Below are 17,753 nucleotides of genomic sequence, written 5' to 3'. Positions count from 1 at the left end.
GAGGGAATGACATGTTATTAAAAGCCTTTTTAGTCGCCTTTGCGATGTGGGCCTGCCACTTGACCGGCTATCATGCCCCGAACATGATGCTGGACCGACCAATTTTCCTGGGGCCGCTTGTCGGTTTGATTCTTGGAAATTTTGAGCTGGGCTGCATTATCGGCGCGCAGCTGGAATTGATTTTTATGGGCGTTGTTTTTGTTGGCAGCGCAACTTCGGCCGATCCCGGAGCTTCGGCCGCGATTGCGGTTTCCTTTGCCATATTAAATAATTTATCGGTGAATGAAGCGATTGCGGTAGCGACGCCGATCGGTTACCCTGTGTGCCTTGGCAATTGCCATGGAGCCGGCGATCGGCGAAATCTTCACCCCGATGATTGACAAATTTTTAATGAAAGATGATTATCGGGGATGGACGATCGTCAGCCACTGTCTGTCGTTTATTGAGCTTTCTATCGGTGCTGTGTTTGTCTTCCTTGCGGTTTTATTTGGCGGCGATTTGGTTTCCGCCATCATGGGCAGTCTGCCGGAATTTGTGCTGACCGGCGTGAATGCTGCGGGTGCCATGCTTCCTGTCGTCGGTCTTGCGGTTTTGACTTCGCAGCTATGGGATAAGAAAACAGCCTTGTATTTCCTCTTTGGTTTCTTCCTGATGAAATATTTGAATCTGGATATCCTGTTTTTGGCAATAATTGCGGTCTTTATCGCTTTGCGGGACGTATTCAGCTATTTTGATCAGCGCAAATTGGCCGCTGAAGCCTTAGTGCTTACAGAAACACCTGAAACAGAAGAGGAGGATTTCTTTCGATGAGTAAATTAAAAGAAGGACTGTCTAACGATGAAGTGAAACTGCTCAACAGTATGTTTTGGAGAAGCAATAACTATGCGATCGCCTGGTGTTACAGCCGGATGCTGGGAACTTCTGTCGCATGGGTGCTCTATCCTTATATCAGCTGGCTTTATCCTGACAGTGACAAAGATCCTGCGCAGAAGCAGCGAAAGCTCAAGGTACTTGATCGGGAATCGAAAGGCTTTTTCAACATCACACCGCAGGTAGCGCCGTTATGTTATTCAATCTTTGCCGCTATGGAAAAGGAAGCCGCGGAAAAGGAGGACTTTGACGTTTCTTCAATCGACGCCGTAAAGGCCAGTATCCAAGGACCGCTTTCCGGAATCGGCGATTCGATTTTCTGGGTTACCTGGCGTGTTATCGTGACAGGAATCGCCTTGCCGTATTGCCTTGCGGGCAACGCTTTAGGCCCAATTCTGTTCGCGCTGCTCTTTAATATCCCCGGCTTTGCCCTGCGTTACTATTTGACATTTATCGGTTATAAACTGGGAACCGGTTTTATCAGCAAGGTTTATGAATCCGGATTGATTCAGCTGCTGACCAAAACTGCGGCGACGATCGGCCTGGTGATGATCGGCGGCATGGTTGCTCAGCAGGTCAGCATTCCGATCAATCTGGTCTTGAATCTCAGCGGCGCGGAGCTGAATGTTCTGGACATTTTTAACGGCATTATTCCGGGAATTCTGGAATTGTCGCTTGCAATTCTCTGTCTAAATCTGATCAGAAAGAAAACAAGCATCATGAAGATTATATTCGGTATTTTCGCAGTCTGCATTTTAGGTGCAGCCGTCGGAATCTTTTAAGCAGAGGTAAACGGAGATGAAGAAAAAAGGAAATGTCGTAATTATTGGAGCCGGGCGCAGCGGCCGCGGCCTTCACGGTGAGTTTTGTTATAAGGATGGGTACTTGATCACATTTGGGGATATCAATGCTGAACTGATTGATCAGCTGAATCGGCAGAAACAATACCTTTCGTTTTCTGAAAATGCCGACGGCAGTGGGTTTGATGAATGTGTTGTGAGCGGTTATCAGGCTTTTCATATTCATCGGGATCGGCCGTTATATCTGCAGGCCCTGGCTGAAGCGGATTTAATATTTACCGCTACGTTTGACGATGCTTTTGAATCAATCGTCCAAGATATCAAAGACGCGATTGCTTTGCGGATAAAGCAGGATATCCACAAACAAACAGCCCTGGTCGTCGGCGCGAATTACATTGGGTTGTATGACTATTTTTCAAAAGCTTTTGAACAACATCTGTCCGCTGAGGAAAAAAAGGAATATGACCGTTATTACGTTCTGGCTGAATCCATTATCTATCGTGTGAGTTCGTTTCCAACCCCTCAACAAAAAGTGCGTGACCTCTGCAGTGTTCAAAATGATGCCTTTTCCTGCTTGCAGGTCAACACCGCTCAGATCAGGAAAGCGGATCAAATTGTTCTGCCAAGTTTTTTCGTCGAAGAAGATGACACGCTGCGGTTTATGCACTGTAAGATATGGAATGTCAACACGTCCCATTGTTCGTTGGCGTATCTTGGTCAATACTATGGTTATGAAAATGTCTGCGATGCGGCTAATGATGATCAGATCAGCCGAATGGCTTATTATGCGGCAGAGGAGGCCTATCAGGGGCTGGCGCGGCGTTATGGCTTGCCTAAAGTGCAGGATCGGGAAACAAAACTGGGACTGTGGGCATGGTATCGCGATCGGACGATGAAGGATACGGTTATCCGTGTCGGCAATGATCCGATTCGCAAACTGCGCCGGACTGATCGGTTTATTGGCGCAGCATTGAATGCGCTTGAATACGGAATACTGCCTGTCCATATATGTCAGAATGCAGCTTATGGGTTTTACTTTCATAATGAAGGGGATCCGCGGACTGATCAGCTGCATGAAAAAATCCGCACACTGGGAATCGAGGAAACCATCAAAGCGGTCTGCGGACTAAATCCTGATTCAGATGCCAAAGATCAACTGATCTACGATTTAATTCTGGCAAAATATTATGATTTAGCGAGGACCAATCCGCTGGATGAATATATTCAGCAAGGCTGAGGAACTCCGTTTTCCAGAGAAAAAGTGAAAAAGAACGGCGGATAAGCAGGAAAACTTGTCCGCTGTGACTTTCTGTTCATCGTTTAAATTCTATGTTTTTAAGCCTCGGTGATTCAATAAAAAGCATCTTGATCGAGGCGTTTAGAGAGAAAAATGGACGGCTTGGGAAAGGCAATAGGGGAATCAGAAAAAAGCCGCTTTGCACCCTCGTTTGAATCAAGGCGGAATTGACAAATTTAGGGTATCAATGGTAAGATGAATTCAATTCATTTACAAAATAAGGAAAAATTATGTTTATTGTTAATTTAAAAAGAGCCTTGCCTTCGTTAACTCATTCGGAAAATCGGATCGCAGCTTATCTTGTCGATAATTTTCAGAGTGTAAAAGATTTAACTTCTTATGAACTGGCGGAAAGGGCCGAAGTCGGACAGTCGACAATTATTCGTTTTTCACAGAAACTGGGCTATAAAAGTTATAAGGATCTATATGATGATCTGATCAAAAGCAGCTTAAATGATATGGATATTTCCTCTGTCAGTCCGGAGGAAGATACAGTGGAAACCAATGAAAAACTGTATCGAAGCTATGATGCGACATTGAAAGAAGTCATGGATTATAATCCTGTACAGACGATTGATATCATTGTCGACCGCTTATATCTAGCTGAAAAAGTATTCTGTTTTGGAGCGCAGTCATCCAATATACTGGCTAAATTATTTACAAATCGGCTGCTTGAGATTGGGATTGAAGCTTATAACTCGGAAGATAATTTCGTTGTGATCTCTTTATTAAAGAAAATGAAGAAAAACGATGTAGCGTTCTTTGTTTCTTCTTCCGGAGAATCAACGGTGACCAACAAACTGGCGCGGTTTGCCAAGCAGCAGGGCGTGACGCTGATTACCATCACCGGAATTCAGGACAATACCTTAAAACGCATGTCTGATTATTCGTTATGCTGTCCGGAATTCATAATTTATACGAACTTCAAGTCCATCACCAATCGCTGCTCACAGTTATTTCTCATCGACTGCATCTATTTGAATTTATGGAAGAAAGATCCGGAGCGGCATAATAAAAGCATTCGTGAACTGGATGATATTACCCGTCCGGAATTTGGAGGACTGCCTTTATTACCTGATGAGGAGTTCTCCTTTCCTGAAAATCACCGCAAGAAGTAATGCCAGATCAAGCTGTTATGATACAAGGATAAACCCATGATAAAAAGGCGGAAGTTCCGCCTTTTTGCTTGACATGGCTGACTTAATCTGACTGCCTAACGAATTTGAATCACTCTGGATTCATAAGGCCGCAGCAGCTGCGGCTGAGGATCAGGATAAGAATCCATCAAGATTGAGCCTTCGGTTTTCAGATTAAACCGGGCAAGCGAACCGCTGAGATTGATCAAGACAAGAAATTCTGCCTTGTCATCCTTACGGACATAGCCGAGGATCTGTTTGTGATTTTTTTAAAACAGGCTTCATAATGCCGGTATTCAGTGCGGTATAGGCTTTGCGCAGGGCAATGACCTGTTTATACCAGCGGCAAATGCTTGTTTCTAAGCCAAGATCCTGTTTCAGATTGATCTGTTTATAGTTGGGATTCACTTTGATCCAGGGCTGATGATCGCTGAAGCCCGCATAATCGCTCTCGTCCCACTGCACCGGAGTTCGGGCATGATCGCGGGTCATCCGCTGCACCACTTTCTTGGCGATGAATTTCGGCAGATGCATCATCGTCTGCAGCGTGCTGTAAATGTTGATTGCCTCATAGTCACGCCACTCATCCTTTTCCAGACGGCAGTTGGTCATGCCGATTTCCTCACCCTGATAGATCAGCGGCGTTCCTCTTAATGTCAAATTCATTAAGGCAAACGCCTTGGCGCTTTCGATGCGGTAGCGGCTGTCGTTGCCGAAACGGGATATCGAACGGGGCTGATCGTGATTGTTCATATAATTGGCAACCCAGTAGTTCCGTTTCTGACTGTCGCTTTGCCAGCGGAAAATGATCGACTTGAAGCCGGGAATGGTCCAGTGGTAAAGCTTGCGGAAATCATATTTGCCTAAGGGCCCGCAGTCCTGCAGATGCAGATCAAACATGATCATCATGTTGAGCTCGCCGCGGTCTTCCCCGGCATATAGAGCGCAGGCATCGTTATCGGCCATCATCCCTTCGCCGATCGTAATGAAATCAAAATCCTGACTGAGCTTGCCGATCAATTCCTGAATATATTCGTGGGATTTCGGCAGATTGGTCATCAAATCTTTCGCAAACTGATAGCCTTTTTTCTCCGGGTGCCAGCTGGGCAGTCCTGGCTGCTTGGCAATCGTGTTGATGACGTCCATGCGGAAGCCGCTGACGCCTTTTTCCAGCCAGAAGCGCATGACGTTGGCCACTTCCTCGCGAACACGAGGATTCTCCCAGTTGAGATCACATTGATGGGGCGTAAAAGTCGTCAGATACCAGCTTTGCGGTTTCAGCGGATCTTTCGTCCAGGCACTGCCGCCAAACATACTGATCCAGTTATTCGGTTCTTTGCTGCCAATGCCTTCGCGGAAGTAGTAACAATCCCGATAAGGGCTGTTGACATCGTTCAGGCATGCCTGAAACCAGGGATGCTGATCACTGGTATGATTTGCCACCAGATCCATGATGATCCCCATCCCGCGTTTTTTGCATTCTGCCAATAAAGCATCAAAATCATCCATCGTTCCGAAATCCGGATGAATGCTGTAATAATCACTGATGTCATAGCCGTAATCCGTATTGGGAGAACAATAGACCGGCGACAGCCAGATCATATCAATCCCTAAATCCTGCAGATGATCCAGGCGCTGCAGGATTCCGCGAAGATCACCGATGCCGTCATGGTTGGAATCCTGAAAAGAACGCGGCCAGATTTGATAAATCACTTTATTTTTGTAATCCATAGTATCACCCCTGTTATTGTATCACAAACAGAAACTGAATTCGGCTTCATTTTTTGCAGCTGAGGAATGCCTGACGGAAATCGGAAAACAATCAGAGTCAGACCGATCAGCCACAGAATGTTCATTTGTTTGTGAAAGCTTCACAACTATACGATTTGAATAAGCAGGCAGACCATCAAGTCAATTCCTCCCAGAAGTCCTGCTTGTTTCCGATTCATATGGAAGCTCCTTTCTCTCCTTATTTTTTATCTGCAATGGAAACCGCCGACGTGTCGGTTTTCTGCTTTTTCTCTATGATAACGGATTGAAAAAAATTCAGATCTGTTTTTCAGTATTTTTGTTTAACGGGGAAGAAAAAACGAATCCGCGGGATGAAGTTGATAAAGGAACAGATCCACGTTAAAATAAGGTTAAGTAACAATAAAGCTGGAAAGATACGCAAAATTCAAAAAGCTTGAAAATAAAAAACATCCCGTCCAAACAGACGGCAGGGGAGGAACCAATGAAGAGAATCGCATGGCTGACAACAGGCGGAACGATTGCCTGTGCTCAACAGGATGAAGGCTTGACACCGCAGCTGGACGCTGGCGGACTGCGCCAACTGTTAGGAAATTTGATTGATCAATATGAAATCAAAACCTGGGATTTATTTACGCTGGACAGTTCCAATATTCAGCCGGAGGAATGGCAGCGGATTGCCGAAAAAGTAGCGGAGCTGATTGCCGAAGGCTGGGCGGAAGGCGTGATCTTAACCCATGGTACAGATACGATGGCATATACGGCTTCGGCTTTGAGCTTCATGTTGGAAAATGTACCGCTTCCCGTTGTGCTGACCGGTTCGCAGTTACCGCTGACGGATCCGTTAAGCGACGGGTTAGAAAATATCCGAACCGCACTGGCGATGGCGGCGAGCGGACACTCCGGCGTTTTTGTAGCCTTTAACCGTCAAATCTTATTGGGAACACGGGCGGTTAAGGTTAGGACAACTAATTTTCAGGCTTTTGAAAGTGTCAATGTGAAACCGGTCGGCTGGATTGACAGCCGTGGGTTAAACATCCGGGAAGGGCTGCTGCCTAAGGTGGACGGACCCTTTCAGCTGCGCAGCCAACTGTGCAAGGAGGTTGTTCTGATAAAATTGATCCCCGGTATGAATCCGCGGTTATTTGATGCGCTGATCCAGATGCAATGTGCCGGCGTGGTGATCGAAGCCTTCGGTATCGGCGGCTTATCATTTATCCGCAGGGACTTAACGGCGAAGCTCCAGCAGATGACACAGGCGGGCATCACGGTTGTTGTCTGCAGTCAGTGCTTGTATGAACAGAGCGATTTCAGCGTTTATGAAGTCGGACAGAAAGCACTGCGTTATGGCGTGCTGGAAGGCAAGGATATGACCAGTGAAGCCGCGGTAACGAAACTGATGTGGGTGTTGGGGCAAAGCCAGGATCCAAAGCAGATCCGCGCACTGTTTGAAACCAATCGGATTCATGAACGGAATGAGAGTTTTGATTGACAAAGCAGACGGAACAGCGTAACCTTTATTTCAATAAAGCCGGGCTTTTCTCCTTATTCATTTGAATTTTAGTTTCGTTGGATCCGCTGTTGTGAACAGGGAAGAATTGAACAGAATGAAATAAGGAAAAAGCTTTAGGATGGATGGAATGATGACAATTAAAATACAGAGAATGGAGGTTTTATGATGGAATATTCATTTCCGAAAATTGATCTGCACGTTCATTTAGACGGCTCATTGCCGTTAAAGCTGGCGTATGCTTTGGCACAAGATCGTCAGTTGATTGATTCTGCCTGTACCCTGGAACAATTCCGCAGTCAGATCGTCGTCAGCCGCGACAACAACAGCCTGAATGAATTCTTGGCGCGTTTTGAGCTGCCGATTGCGATTCTGCAGGATGAAGAAGCCTTGGTGCTCTGTACGCGGGAGTTAGTGAAAACATTGGCTTTGCAGGGTGTGGAATATGCGGAATTGCGGTTTGCGCCGCAGTTTCATACGCAGAAAGGCCTGACGCAGCATCAGGCTGTTAAAGCGGTTATCAAAGGAATGCGGATCGCGATGTGCGAACATCCGCAGATCAAGGTCGGTCTGATCTTGTGTTTGATGACGCTGGGTGAACCGTCGCTGAATCACGAAGCGAATCTGGAAACGGTCCAGACAGCTAATGAGTTCAAAGGCAAAGGGGTTGTTGCCGTGGACTTGGCAGGGGCTGAGGGCATCACACCGATGGAAGGCTATTCCGATTGCTTTAAAAAAGCGAAGGAATATGGAATTCCTTACACGATCCATGCGGGAGAAAGCGGTCCGGCGGCTTCGGTTAAGTCAGCCTTGGATTTGGGCGCCAGCCGGATTGGCCATGGCGGACATTGCCTGGAAGACAGTGCTGTGCTGCAGGAAGTGATCGAAAAGAAAATTCCGTTGGAGATGTGTCTGACGAGCAACGTCCAATGCCGCAACCAGCTTTCGTACAGCGATCATGCCTTGAAACCGCTGATGGAGCGCGGGGCAATCGTGACATTAAACACAGATAACATGACGATCAGTGATACGACATTGGATCAGGAATATGACAAGGCAGTGCGTTATTTGGGATTAACCCGCGAGGATCTGATTCATCTCAATCTCAACAGTGTCCGGGCGGCGTTTGCGGATAAGGAGATCAAGCAGCAGCTGACGCGGCGGCTGATGGAATGTTTGTAAGAGAATTTGAGATCAGGATCGAAGTTCAGATTATGAGCTTCGGTCTTTTTGTTTATCATCTTTGCTTTAGAAGTCATGGAATTTCATTTTCAGCTCTTTGAAATTTGACAAGGTTCGCAGTTCATTCTATAATTAGGAAGCTAACTATTAGGTGACTAATGAAAGGGGCTTTGTTGTGAATAAACCTTTTTGTATTTTATTTTCACGGGCTTATCGGGCGCAGACCTCACAAATCCGGCCGCGGATGGCAGAGGAAGGCATTTCGATGGGACAGCCGAAGATTCTGCATCTTTTAACTCGCAGTTCCCGGACACAGGTAGAACTGGCGAGAGCTTGCGATATCGAACCGGCGACTGTATCTAAAATTTTAGATTTAATGGAACAAGCCGGGATGATCGAGCGGATCCGCAGCGATAAGGACCGCCGCAGCATTCAAGTTCAAATTACGGATTTCGGTATTCAGCAGCATAAAAAAATGAGCGATATCCATGATGAAGTGGAAAAGATCGCGCTGCAGGGGTTTACTGCGGAGGAGAAAGCCCAGTTTATCCAATATATCCAGCGCATGACAGAGAATCTGCGCGGTGAAAGTACCTCGGAAGGACGGGAATCCGCATGAGTGGGGAAGCGACGCTGACTCAGGTCGAGAAGATGACGACCCAGCCGATTCCTCGGCTGATTACAACGCTGGCCGTACCGACGATTATCAGTATGCTGATTACATCCATCTACAACATGGCGGATACATTTTTCGTTTCGCAGCTGGGAACCAGTGCGACCGGAGCGGTGGGGATTGTTTTTTCGCTGATGGCTCTGATTCAGGCTGTCGGATTTACCTTGGGCATCGGTTCAGGCAGTTTAATTTCCCGGCTGTTAGGCGCCCGCAAACACGATGAAGCTGAGAAGATCGCCAGTACCGGCTTTTTTGCGGCCATTGCCTTCGGTTTGGCATTGACGGTATTCGGTTTGCTTTTTATTAATCCTTTGATGGCCATACTGGGGGCGACGCCGACAATTCTGCCGTATGCCCGCGACTATGCTCAGTATATTTTATTGGGTGCGGCTGTGATGTCGTCCTCCTTTGTGCTGAATAATGTTTTGCGTTCAGAGGGCAAGGCGACGTTAGCGATGATTGGCATTACAACCGGCGGTCTGCTCAATATCGTACTCGACCCGCTTTTCATCTTCGGCTTTGATCTGGGGATTGCCGGAGCGGCAATTGCGACGATCCTCAGCCAGATTGTCAGTTTTTTGATTTTATTATCCTGTTTCCTGATGCGCAAGAGTCTGCTTCATCTCAGCTTCCGGAATATTTCTTGGAAGCTTCAGGACTTAACAGCGATTCTGAAAACTGGCCTGCCGTCGTTTTTTCGGCAGGGATTGGCCAGCATTGCAACAGTCATGCTGAATGTCAATGCAGCGGTATATGGCGATGCTGCGGTGGCCGCTATGTCCGTTGTTGGTAAAGTGTTTATGCTGATCCTGTCAGTTCTGATCGGTTTTGGCCAAGGTTATCAGCCAGTGGTGGGCTTTAATTACGGCGCCGGCTGTTATCAGCGGGTAAAGCAGTCGTTTACCTTTACGGCTGTGGTCAGCTTTGTGATGATGGGCTTATTGGCCGTCGCGGGCTTTCTCTTTGCCCCGCAGGTGATTCAGCTGTTTACCAAGGCGGATACACAGGTGCTGGAAATCGGAACCTATGCGATGCGGGCTCAGTGTTTAGCGTTGTTTATTCAGCCGCTTGGTGTGATTTCCAACATGACGTTTCAGTCGATCGGCAAGCCGGCTGAAGCCACGTTCCTTTCCGCCTGCCGTCAGGGAGTATTCTTTCTGCCTTTGATCTGGATTCTTCCGCAGTTTTGGCAGCTGCGCGGCGTACAGCTGACTCAGCCGCTGGCGGATGTACTGACGTTTATTGTCTGCTTTCCTTTCCTGATTCGCTTTTTAAAAGAATTGAACCAGAAAATTAAAGCGCAGAAAGCGTGATGGCAGAAGCGAAACGATAGAAATAAAAAGAGCTTATATGACAAAAAAACTTTGAAATTTCTATTTTGAAGTGCTAAAATAACACCACAACGAGTCGCGAAAGGCGTAAGTCCAGTTGCCAGCTCGTTGTTTTTTTGTTTTATGAATAGAAGACTGAAAGAAACGTGTAGCCATGGAACGCTAAAATCCAGCAAAAGGCTGCCCGTTTTTTTATGTCGAAGGAGGAAATGAAATGGAAAATCGTTCTAACGCCTTTATGGAAACTGAAAGCATAGGGAAACTGATGACCCGATATGCTGTTCCCTGTGTGATCTCTTTGTTAGTCGCAGCGCTTTACAACATTGTTGATCAGATTTTCATCGCCAATGCCAGCTATCTGGGCTCTTACGGCAATGCTGCCAACACCGTCGTCTTTCCGCTGACCGTCGTTGCGCTGGCACTGGCCGTGATGATAGGGGATGGCGGTTGTGCCTTTGTCAGCCTCAGCCTGGGACGCGGGAAAACGGAAGACGCTCACCGCACTGTTGGCAATGCGGTCGTGCTGAGTGTGATCGTCAGCTTGCTTCTGACCGTCGTTTACTTTGGATTCCAGGCGCCGATCCTGACGATGTTCGGCGGCCGGGTCAATGCAGAAACCTTTGCCTACGCTCAAGAATATTTTTTCTGGATTTGCTGGGGCGTACCGTTTTACATGTTTGGTCAGGCTATGAATCCGATAATCCGCAGCGACGGAAGTCCGAAATACGCAATGATATCTACATTAGCCGGAGCGCTGGTCAACTTGATTCTGGATCCGCTGTTTATCTTCGGCTTTCATTGGGGAATGCGGGGAGCCGCGATTGCGACGGTGATTGGTCAGGTGATCACTGCGGTGCTGGCGATCCTTTATTTAGGCAGGATGAAAGCGATCAGGCTGAATCGTTCAAGTTTTCATCTGAGCGGACGATTAATGCGGCAGTTTCTGCCGTTAGGCATCTGCAGTTTTCTGTCGCAGATATCACTTGTTGCGGCTATGGCTGCGATTAACAATATGATTCAGCGCTATGGAGCCTTGGATCCGATCTTCGGTCAGCCGCAGTATGCACAAATTCCAATGGCCGTCGTAGGGATTGTCATGAAGTTTTTTCAGATTGTAATTTCAATTTCTGTTGGAATGGCAGCTGGCTGTATTCCAATTGTGGGGTATAATAGAGGTGCGGGAAGACAGGACAGGGCCCGGACGATTCTGCTTCGGCTTTTGGCAGGACAGGTCGTGTTGGGAGCCTTAGCACTTGTGCTGGTCGAAATTTTCCCTAAAACACTGATTTCTATCTTCGGTGCGGCCAGTGAAAGTGTTTATTATACGGAGTTTGCTTTGAAATCGTTTAGGATTTATCTGTGCATGATGGTGTTGGCCTGTGTGAACAAAGCAACGTTTATCTATCTTCAGGCCTTGGGAAAAGCGTTGATTTCTACTTTGCTGTCATTAATCCGAGAGCTGATCTTCGGCGTTGGTCTGGCACTGCTTCTGCCTGTTTTCTTTGGCTTGGATGGTATCTTGTATTCCATGCCGGTTTCGGATGCTCTGACTTTTATGATCTCAGCCGGCGTGATCGCCGTGACCTTAAATGCTTTAAAACCGAAAAAGGAGGAAATTGCAAATGACAAACAACAGAATTGTAACGATCAGCCGTCAGTTCGGCAGCGGGGGACGGACCGTAGGGAAACAGCTGGCAGCCCAGCTGGGGATTCCGTGTTATGATCAGGAGCTGATTGAAAAATTAGCGGAGGCGAGCGGATTTACGCCGGAAATGGTCGCAAAGCAGCAGGAAGCTTCGCCGTACAGCAGTCATTGGGCCTTTGCCTTGTCGGAAAGTCAGTTTATGGGCACTTCGATCCAGGATCAGCTGTGGCAGCTGCAGCGTCAGATCATCCTGGATCTGGCGGAAAAGGAATCGTGCGTTATCGTCGGCCGGTGCGCGGATGTGATTCTAAAAGGCCATGCGGACTGCCTGACTGCTTTTATCCACGCGCAAAAGGACAAGCGAGCTAAACGGATTGTCGAGGTCTATGGTGAAACCGAGGTGGCGATTGACAAGCGGATTCGGGATAAGGATAAACGCCGGGCGGTTTACTATGAATTTTACACAGGACAAACCTGGGGGATGGCGGAAAATTTCCATCTGGCTCTGGACAGCGGTGAGCTGGGAATCGATACTTGTGTCGCAATTTTGGCCGATTTATATCAGCGCTGAAATTCAGCGTTAAAACGCCGGACTCGGGAAATTTGCGATTTGCGGCGCTTGTCAACATGGAAAAAGAATTTTAAAGGAAGAGAAATCTCCGGGGTGTAAAACGGGGAAAGCTTTCTGAAAAAACGAAAAGTACCAAAAAAAACCAGAAGCTTGGCTTGCTTCTGGTCTCTAAACCGTGTTCTTGAACACGAATCAGTTCTTTTAAGCTGCCGATTCACCGGCGGCTTTTTTCATGTTTTCCCGGGCGATGGAAAGCATCAGTTTGATGCGGTTTTCTTGATTGACCTGAGTCGCACTCGGATCATAGTCAATCGCCACGATATTGCATTCGGGATCCTGTTCACGGATCTTGCGGATCATGCCTTTGCCGACGATGTGGTTAGGCAGGCAGCCAAACGGCTGCGTGCAGATAATATTTTTAAAGCCGGACTTGCTCAGCTCCACCATTTCGCCGGTCAGCAGCCAGCCCTCACCCATCTTGGCGCCCAAACCGATAATCTTTTCGGCGCCTTCCTTCATTTCCGGGAAGGATCCGGGTACTTCGAAATCAGAATAGGTGCGGATCGCATCAATTGTCATCTTCTCCAGCTTCAGCACTAAGGAATAAACAAAGCCCATGAGCTGCTTTTTAGCCCATCCGCCGCCATAGAGCTTGACGTCTTCAACACCATTGTAAATACAGTACAGCATGAAGCCCATCATGCCCGGAAGCTTAACTTCACATTCCTGCTCAGCGAGGAATTTTTCCAGGTTGTTGTTGCCCAGCGGTGAATACTTAATATAAATTTCCCCGACAATGCCGACCTTAACCAGCTCTTTCTTTTCCCGCTCAATCGCGGCATAGGACATGACGATATCCCGCATGTTGCGCTTCATATCACCGATCGACAAGCCCTGCCGCCGGTCAAACTGCTTGCTCAGATCATCAATCCAATGCTGACAAAGCTGATCGGCAGTGCCATGATTTACTTCATACGGCCGTACCTGGTTGCTTAAATCCATCAACAGATCGCCATAGACCAAAGCGCCCAGCATTTTTTGCAGCATCGACAGACTCAGCTTGAAGCCGGGTTGGGAATCCAGGCCGGACAGGTTTAATGAAATGACCGGGACAAAGCCCAGATCCGCTTTTTTCAAAGCTTTGCGCAGCAGATAAATATAGTTGCTTGCCCGACATCCGCCGCCGGTCTGCGTGATGATCAGAGCGGTTTTGTGAACATCATATTTTCCACTTTTCAAGGCGTCGATCATCTGCCCGATGACTAACAGTGCCGGATAACACGTGTCGTTGTGAACGTATTTCAGACCCTGTTCAACGACGGAAGCTCCGGTGTTTTCCAGCAGCTCCACGTTATACCGGCTGTGAACGAGAACATTGCGCAGCAGCTGAAAGTGAATCGGCGCCATCATCGGAATCAGAATCGTGTAGTCTTTCTGCATGTCTTTAGTAAACAGAACTTTATTGTCAGTCATGATTTTCTTCCTCCTGTTTCAAAGCGGCGAACAGGGAACGCAGACGGATTTTGACCGCGCCCAGGTTGGTGATTTCATCAATCTTGATCTGGGTGTAAATCTTGCCTTGAGCTTCAAGAATTTCCCGCACTTCATCGGTCGTAATCGCATCGACGCCACAGCCGAAGGAAACCAACTGCACCAGATTCATCTTCTTTTGCTTTGCGACATACCGCGCCGCCGCATACAGCCGGGAATGATAAGTCCATTGATTCCAGACTCCCAATTCCTTCTTGCCGACTTCCTCGTTGATGACATCTTCACTGATCACTGCCGCGCCATAGCTGGTGATCAGCTTGTCAATATCATGGGAAACTAAAGGATCCGCATGGTAGGGCCGGCCGGCTAAAACGATAATTTCACGGTCGTCCAGCTGAGCCTGGGTGATGATTTCCTGACCTTTCTGACGAATGGTTTCTAGGTGCTGGTCGTAAGCCTCATACGCTTTCTTGCTGGCCTTGATCACCTCGCGCAGACCAAGCCGGAAATGCTGGTTTAAAATCTTATGAATCTTGATCGGGAAATCATTTTTGCGGTGAATGCCGACATAATCGTAGATGAAATCGCATTCCGTTACCTGCTGCATGTTGGCGGCAATGACCTCTGGATAGTAGGCGACAACCGGACAGTTATAATTGTTGTCGGCGTTTTTCTCCCGCATGTTGTAGGTCATGCACGGATAGAAAATGGCTGGAATCTGCTGGTCAAGCAAGGTTTGAATTGCGGCATGGACAAGCTTGGCTGGGAAGCAGATCGTATCGGAAGGAATCGAATTCTGCGCCTTCTGATATTTTTCCAGCGAAGCAAACCCGGAGGTCACGACCTCAAAGCCCAATTCAGTGAAGAAGGTGTACCAGAACGGAAGCAGTTCCATCATGTTCAGCGCCAAAGGCAGGCCGATTTTGCCGCGTGAACCCGGGATCGGCTGATATTGGCCCAATAGCTCGCGTTTTACGGCATAGATATTTAAATCCTGGGCGGTGCTTTTCTTGGTCACTGGCCGTTCGCAGCGGTTGCCGCCAATGTAGCGGCGGCCATCAGAGAACTGGTTGACAGTCAGCCGGCAATGGTTGTTGCACAGACCGCATTGAACATAGCGGATCTCATTGTGGAATTCTTCCAGCTGTTTCAGCGTCAATAAGGAAGAGCTGTTCGGACAATGCCGCAGGGCATGCAGCGCACAGCCGTAAGCGCCCATCAGGCCGGCGATGTTGGGACGGATCACTTCGGTATCCAGCTCCTGCTCAAAGGCTCTTAACACCGCGTCATTGTAGAAGGTGCCGCCTTGCGTGATGATATGCTTGCCCAAAGACCGCGCATCGGCAGTGCGGATGACTTTGTATAAGGCATTTTTAACAACGCTGATCGACAGTCCGGCTGAGATTTCATCGATCGTAGCGCCGTCTTTCTGCGCTTGTTTGACCGAAGAATTCATAAATACCGTACAGCGGCTGCCCAGATCGACCGGATGCTTGGCGAACAGGCCGAGCCGAGAGAAATCCTCAATATCATAGCCCAGCGCGTTGGCAAAGGTCTGCAGGAAACTGCCGCAGCCGCTCGAGCAGGCTTCATTTAAGAAAATGTTGTCAATCGTCCCATTGTGAATCTTAAAGCATTTGATGTCCTGACCGCCAATGTCAATGATGAAATCAACATCCGGCATATATTTGCGGCTGGCAGTGAAATGCGCCATCGTTTCAACAATTCCCAAGTCAACGCCAAAGGCACTGCGGATCAGATCTTCTCCATAACCGGTAACGCAGCTGGAGACAATTTCCATCTGCGGATTTTTCTGAAACAGTTCGATCAACGCTTCCCGCACCAGCTGCAGCGCATTGCCCTGGTTCGGCTGATACATCGAATACAGAATTTCCTCCTGCTGGTTGATCAGCACCATCTTGACGGTTGTGCTGCCGGCGTCAATGCCTAAAGCACAGCGGCCAATGATTTCCTTGGGTTCATGAACCCTGACCTGATTGCGCTGATGCCGGTTGTAAAACTGCTGGTATTCCTCTTCGCTGGCAAACAACGGCGGCAGGGAGCGGACAAAGCTGGAACTGTCCATCGTCTGCAGCTGCTGGATCGCTTCGGCGAAGGAAACCGGCTGTTCTGCTAACATTGCGGTTCCGATCGCGACGTAGTAAAGACTGTTTTCCGGGCAGATGCCGGTGAGCTTCAGCGTCTTGTCAAAAGCAGAACGTAGTTCGCTGTTAAAGGTCAGCGGACCGCCTAAATACACAACGGAACCTTCGATTTTCCGTCCCTGCGCCAGACCCTGAATCGTCTGATTGACGACCGCCTGATAAATACTGGCTGCCAGATCTTCCTTATCTGCGCCCTGATTGATCAGCGGCTGGATATCGGACTTGGCAAAGACACCGCAGCGGGAAGCGATCGTATAGATTTTTTCCGCCTGTTTGGCCGCCTCGTTCATTTCTTCCGCGCTCAGATTCAACAGCGTCGCCATCTGATCGATAAATGCGCCTGTGCCGCCGGCGCAGGTACCATTCATCCGGACTTCTAAACCCCCGCTGAGAAACAGGATTTTCGCATCCTCCCCACCCAGTTCGATGATGCAGTCGACTTCGCTGAGGGTCTTGGTTGCGGCAATCCGCGTTGCATACACCTCCTGCACAAACGGCAGACTGCATTTTTCCTGCAAGCCCATTGCAGCGGAGCCGGAAACCGCCAGCGCCATAGCCGGCTGATTGTATTTGGCGGATACCTTCTGCAGCACCTCGATCAGCTTTTCCGTAATCTGACAGCTGTGGCGCTGGTAATCCTGATCAATACAACGTCCTTCATCGTCCAGGACGACATATTTGATCGTTGTGGATCCAATATCTATTCCTAATCGCATGCTTTGTCCCCCTGATTCTGTTTCATCATGACAGCGTTTAATAACCGCAGTCCCTCCATTATCTTATCCAGATTTTCGGGATCGGTGTATTCCAGCCGCTGCCGGATCATTTCATTGACACTTTCCTGAACCTGGTGGATCAGCTCGTGGCTTTTCATCGTGTTGATTAAGATGACGCTGCGCTGATCCTCCGGATCCCGGTTGCGCTTTAAAAAACCGCTCTTTTCCAGCCGCTGAGCAATCAGGCAGAGATTGCTTGTGGTCATGCCCAGCCGCTGTGCAAGCAGACTGACCGTAACCGGACCATGGCGTTCAATCTCAGAAAGAACAATCGCCTGAGGCCGTGTGAGTCCGTAAGGCGAGTAAAATTGATTCAGCACATGGTTCATGTGATTGTTCACACTCCGTACAAGATTCATCAGTTCATTCTCATCCGCTTCATAGATCATGGCTAGTCTCCAATCCTTAATTGTTTAATAATTAATGCATTAAATATTAACCATTTAAATAAAAAAGTCAATTGTCATGCCTGAATTTTGTTTTCTTTTCATCTTATTTTCACTTTCAAAATTCTATTCTTCGGGGAATTTGATATAATAAAAGCAGGTGAGGAAGGC

At 48.0% G+C, this 17,753-nt stretch carries 15 protein-coding genes; 11 read left to right on the top strand and 4 right to left on the bottom strand.

Annotated elements, in window-relative coordinates; all coding sequences use genetic code 11:
• The first annotated feature begins 11 nt into the window (after positions 1-11).
• From BN162_RS19150 to BN162_RS06345, 5 genes are all read left to right on the top strand, one after another.
• A complete protein-coding gene (locus tag BN162_RS19150) occupies positions 12-380 on the top strand; it encodes a PTS sugar transporter subunit IIC (protein WP_020224255.1) in 369 nt (122 codons plus the stop codon).
• Positions 340-810 carry a PTS sugar transporter subunit IIC gene (locus BN162_RS19145; protein WP_081587835.1) on the top strand — a complete coding sequence of 157 codons (471 nt, stop codon included), beginning with the start codon at positions 340-342 and terminating at the stop codon, positions 808-810. Before BN162_RS19150 ends, BN162_RS19145 begins: the two co-directional genes overlap by 41 nt.
• Positions 807-1,652 carry a PTS system mannose/fructose/sorbose family transporter subunit IID gene (locus tag BN162_RS06355; RefSeq protein ID WP_020224253.1) on the top strand — a complete coding sequence of 282 codons (846 nt, stop codon included), beginning with the start codon at positions 807-809 and terminating at the stop codon, positions 1,650-1,652. The genes BN162_RS19145 and BN162_RS06355 overlap by 4 nt, the downstream gene beginning before the upstream one ends.
• A 16-nt stretch (positions 1,653-1,668) precedes the next feature.
• A complete protein-coding gene (locus BN162_RS06350; protein ID WP_020224252.1) occupies positions 1,669-2,907 on the top strand; it encodes a mannitol dehydrogenase family protein in 1,239 nt (412 codons plus the stop codon).
• Positions 2,908-3,197: 290 nt separating this feature from the next.
• Positions 3,198-4,085: a MurR/RpiR family transcriptional regulator gene (locus tag BN162_RS06345; protein ID WP_020224251.1), complete on the top strand. Its 888-nt coding sequence runs from the start codon at positions 3,198-3,200 to the stop codon at positions 4,083-4,085.
• Between the two features lie 252 nt (positions 4,086-4,337).
• On the opposite strand, the gene BN162_RS06340 is transcribed toward BN162_RS06345, so the two are convergent.
• Entirely contained in the window at positions 4,338-5,834 is a 1,497-nt protein-coding gene (locus BN162_RS06340; RefSeq protein ID WP_051032509.1) for an alpha-glucosidase, read from the bottom strand.
• A 502-nt stretch (positions 5,835-6,336) separates the two neighbouring features.
• Here BN162_RS06340 and BN162_RS06335 point away from each other — a divergent pair.
• The 6 genes from BN162_RS06335 (at position 6,337) to BN162_RS06310 (ending at position 12,764) form a co-directional block, all read left to right on the top strand.
• Positions 6,337-7,344 carry an asparaginase gene (locus BN162_RS06335; protein ID WP_020224249.1) on the top strand — a complete coding sequence of 336 codons (1,008 nt, stop codon included), beginning with the start codon at positions 6,337-6,339 and terminating at the stop codon, positions 7,342-7,344.
• A 186-nt stretch (positions 7,345-7,530) separates the two neighbouring features.
• Complete coding sequence (gene add, locus BN162_RS06330; protein WP_020224248.1) at positions 7,531-8,544, top strand: adenosine deaminase; 1,014 nt, start codon at positions 7,531-7,533, stop codon at positions 8,542-8,544.
• 175 nt (positions 8,545-8,719) lie between these two features.
• Positions 8,720-9,163: a MarR family winged helix-turn-helix transcriptional regulator gene (locus BN162_RS06325; RefSeq protein WP_020224247.1), complete on the top strand. Its 444-nt coding sequence runs from the start codon at positions 8,720-8,722 to the stop codon at positions 9,161-9,163.
• A complete protein-coding gene (locus tag BN162_RS06320) occupies positions 9,160-10,530 on the top strand; it encodes an MATE family efflux transporter (protein WP_020224246.1) in 1,371 nt (456 codons plus the stop codon). The genes BN162_RS06325 and BN162_RS06320 overlap by 4 nt, the downstream gene beginning before the upstream one ends.
• Before the next feature lie 232 nt (positions 10,531-10,762).
• A complete protein-coding gene (locus BN162_RS06315; RefSeq protein ID WP_020224245.1) occupies positions 10,763-12,271 on the top strand; it encodes an MATE family efflux transporter in 1,509 nt (502 codons plus the stop codon).
• The gene (locus BN162_RS06310; RefSeq protein WP_020224244.1) at positions 12,171-12,764 is read left to right on the top strand and encodes a cytidylate kinase-like family protein; all 594 of its coding nucleotides are present in this window, start codon (positions 12,171-12,173) and stop codon (positions 12,762-12,764) included. The genes BN162_RS06315 and BN162_RS06310 overlap by 101 nt, the downstream gene beginning before the upstream one ends.
• Before the next feature lie 201 nt (positions 12,765-12,965).
• Here BN162_RS06310 and BN162_RS19140 read toward each other — a convergent pair whose 3' ends face one another.
• The 3 genes from BN162_RS19140 to BN162_RS06295 are packed head-to-tail and all read right to left on the bottom strand — an operon-like array spanning position 12,966 to position 17,585.
• On the bottom strand, positions 12,966-14,237 hold the full coding sequence (locus tag BN162_RS19140; RefSeq protein ID WP_020224243.1) for a 2-hydroxyacyl-CoA dehydratase: 1,272 nt from the start codon (positions 14,235-14,237) through the stop codon (positions 12,966-12,968).
• A complete protein-coding gene (locus tag BN162_RS06300) occupies positions 14,230-17,136 on the bottom strand; it encodes an acyl-CoA dehydratase activase (RefSeq protein ID WP_020224242.1) in 2,907 nt (968 codons plus the stop codon). The genes BN162_RS19140 and BN162_RS06300 overlap by 8 nt, the downstream gene beginning before the upstream one ends.
• Entirely contained in the window at positions 17,127-17,585 is a 459-nt protein-coding gene (locus BN162_RS06295; RefSeq protein WP_020224241.1) for a MarR family winged helix-turn-helix transcriptional regulator, read from the bottom strand. Before BN162_RS06295 ends, BN162_RS06300 begins: the two co-directional genes overlap by 10 nt.
• Positions 17,586-17,753: the final 168 nt, after the last annotated feature.

Origin of the sequence: Holdemania massiliensis AP2 (genome assembly GCF_000327285.1) — a bacterium.
In the GTDB taxonomy this organism is placed as follows: domain Bacteria; phylum Bacillota_I; class Bacilli_A; order Erysipelotrichales; family Erysipelotrichaceae; genus Holdemania; species Holdemania massiliensis.
The sequence above is the reverse complement of the archived record's forward strand: the minus strand, read 5'-3'. Positions and strand labels throughout refer to the sequence as shown.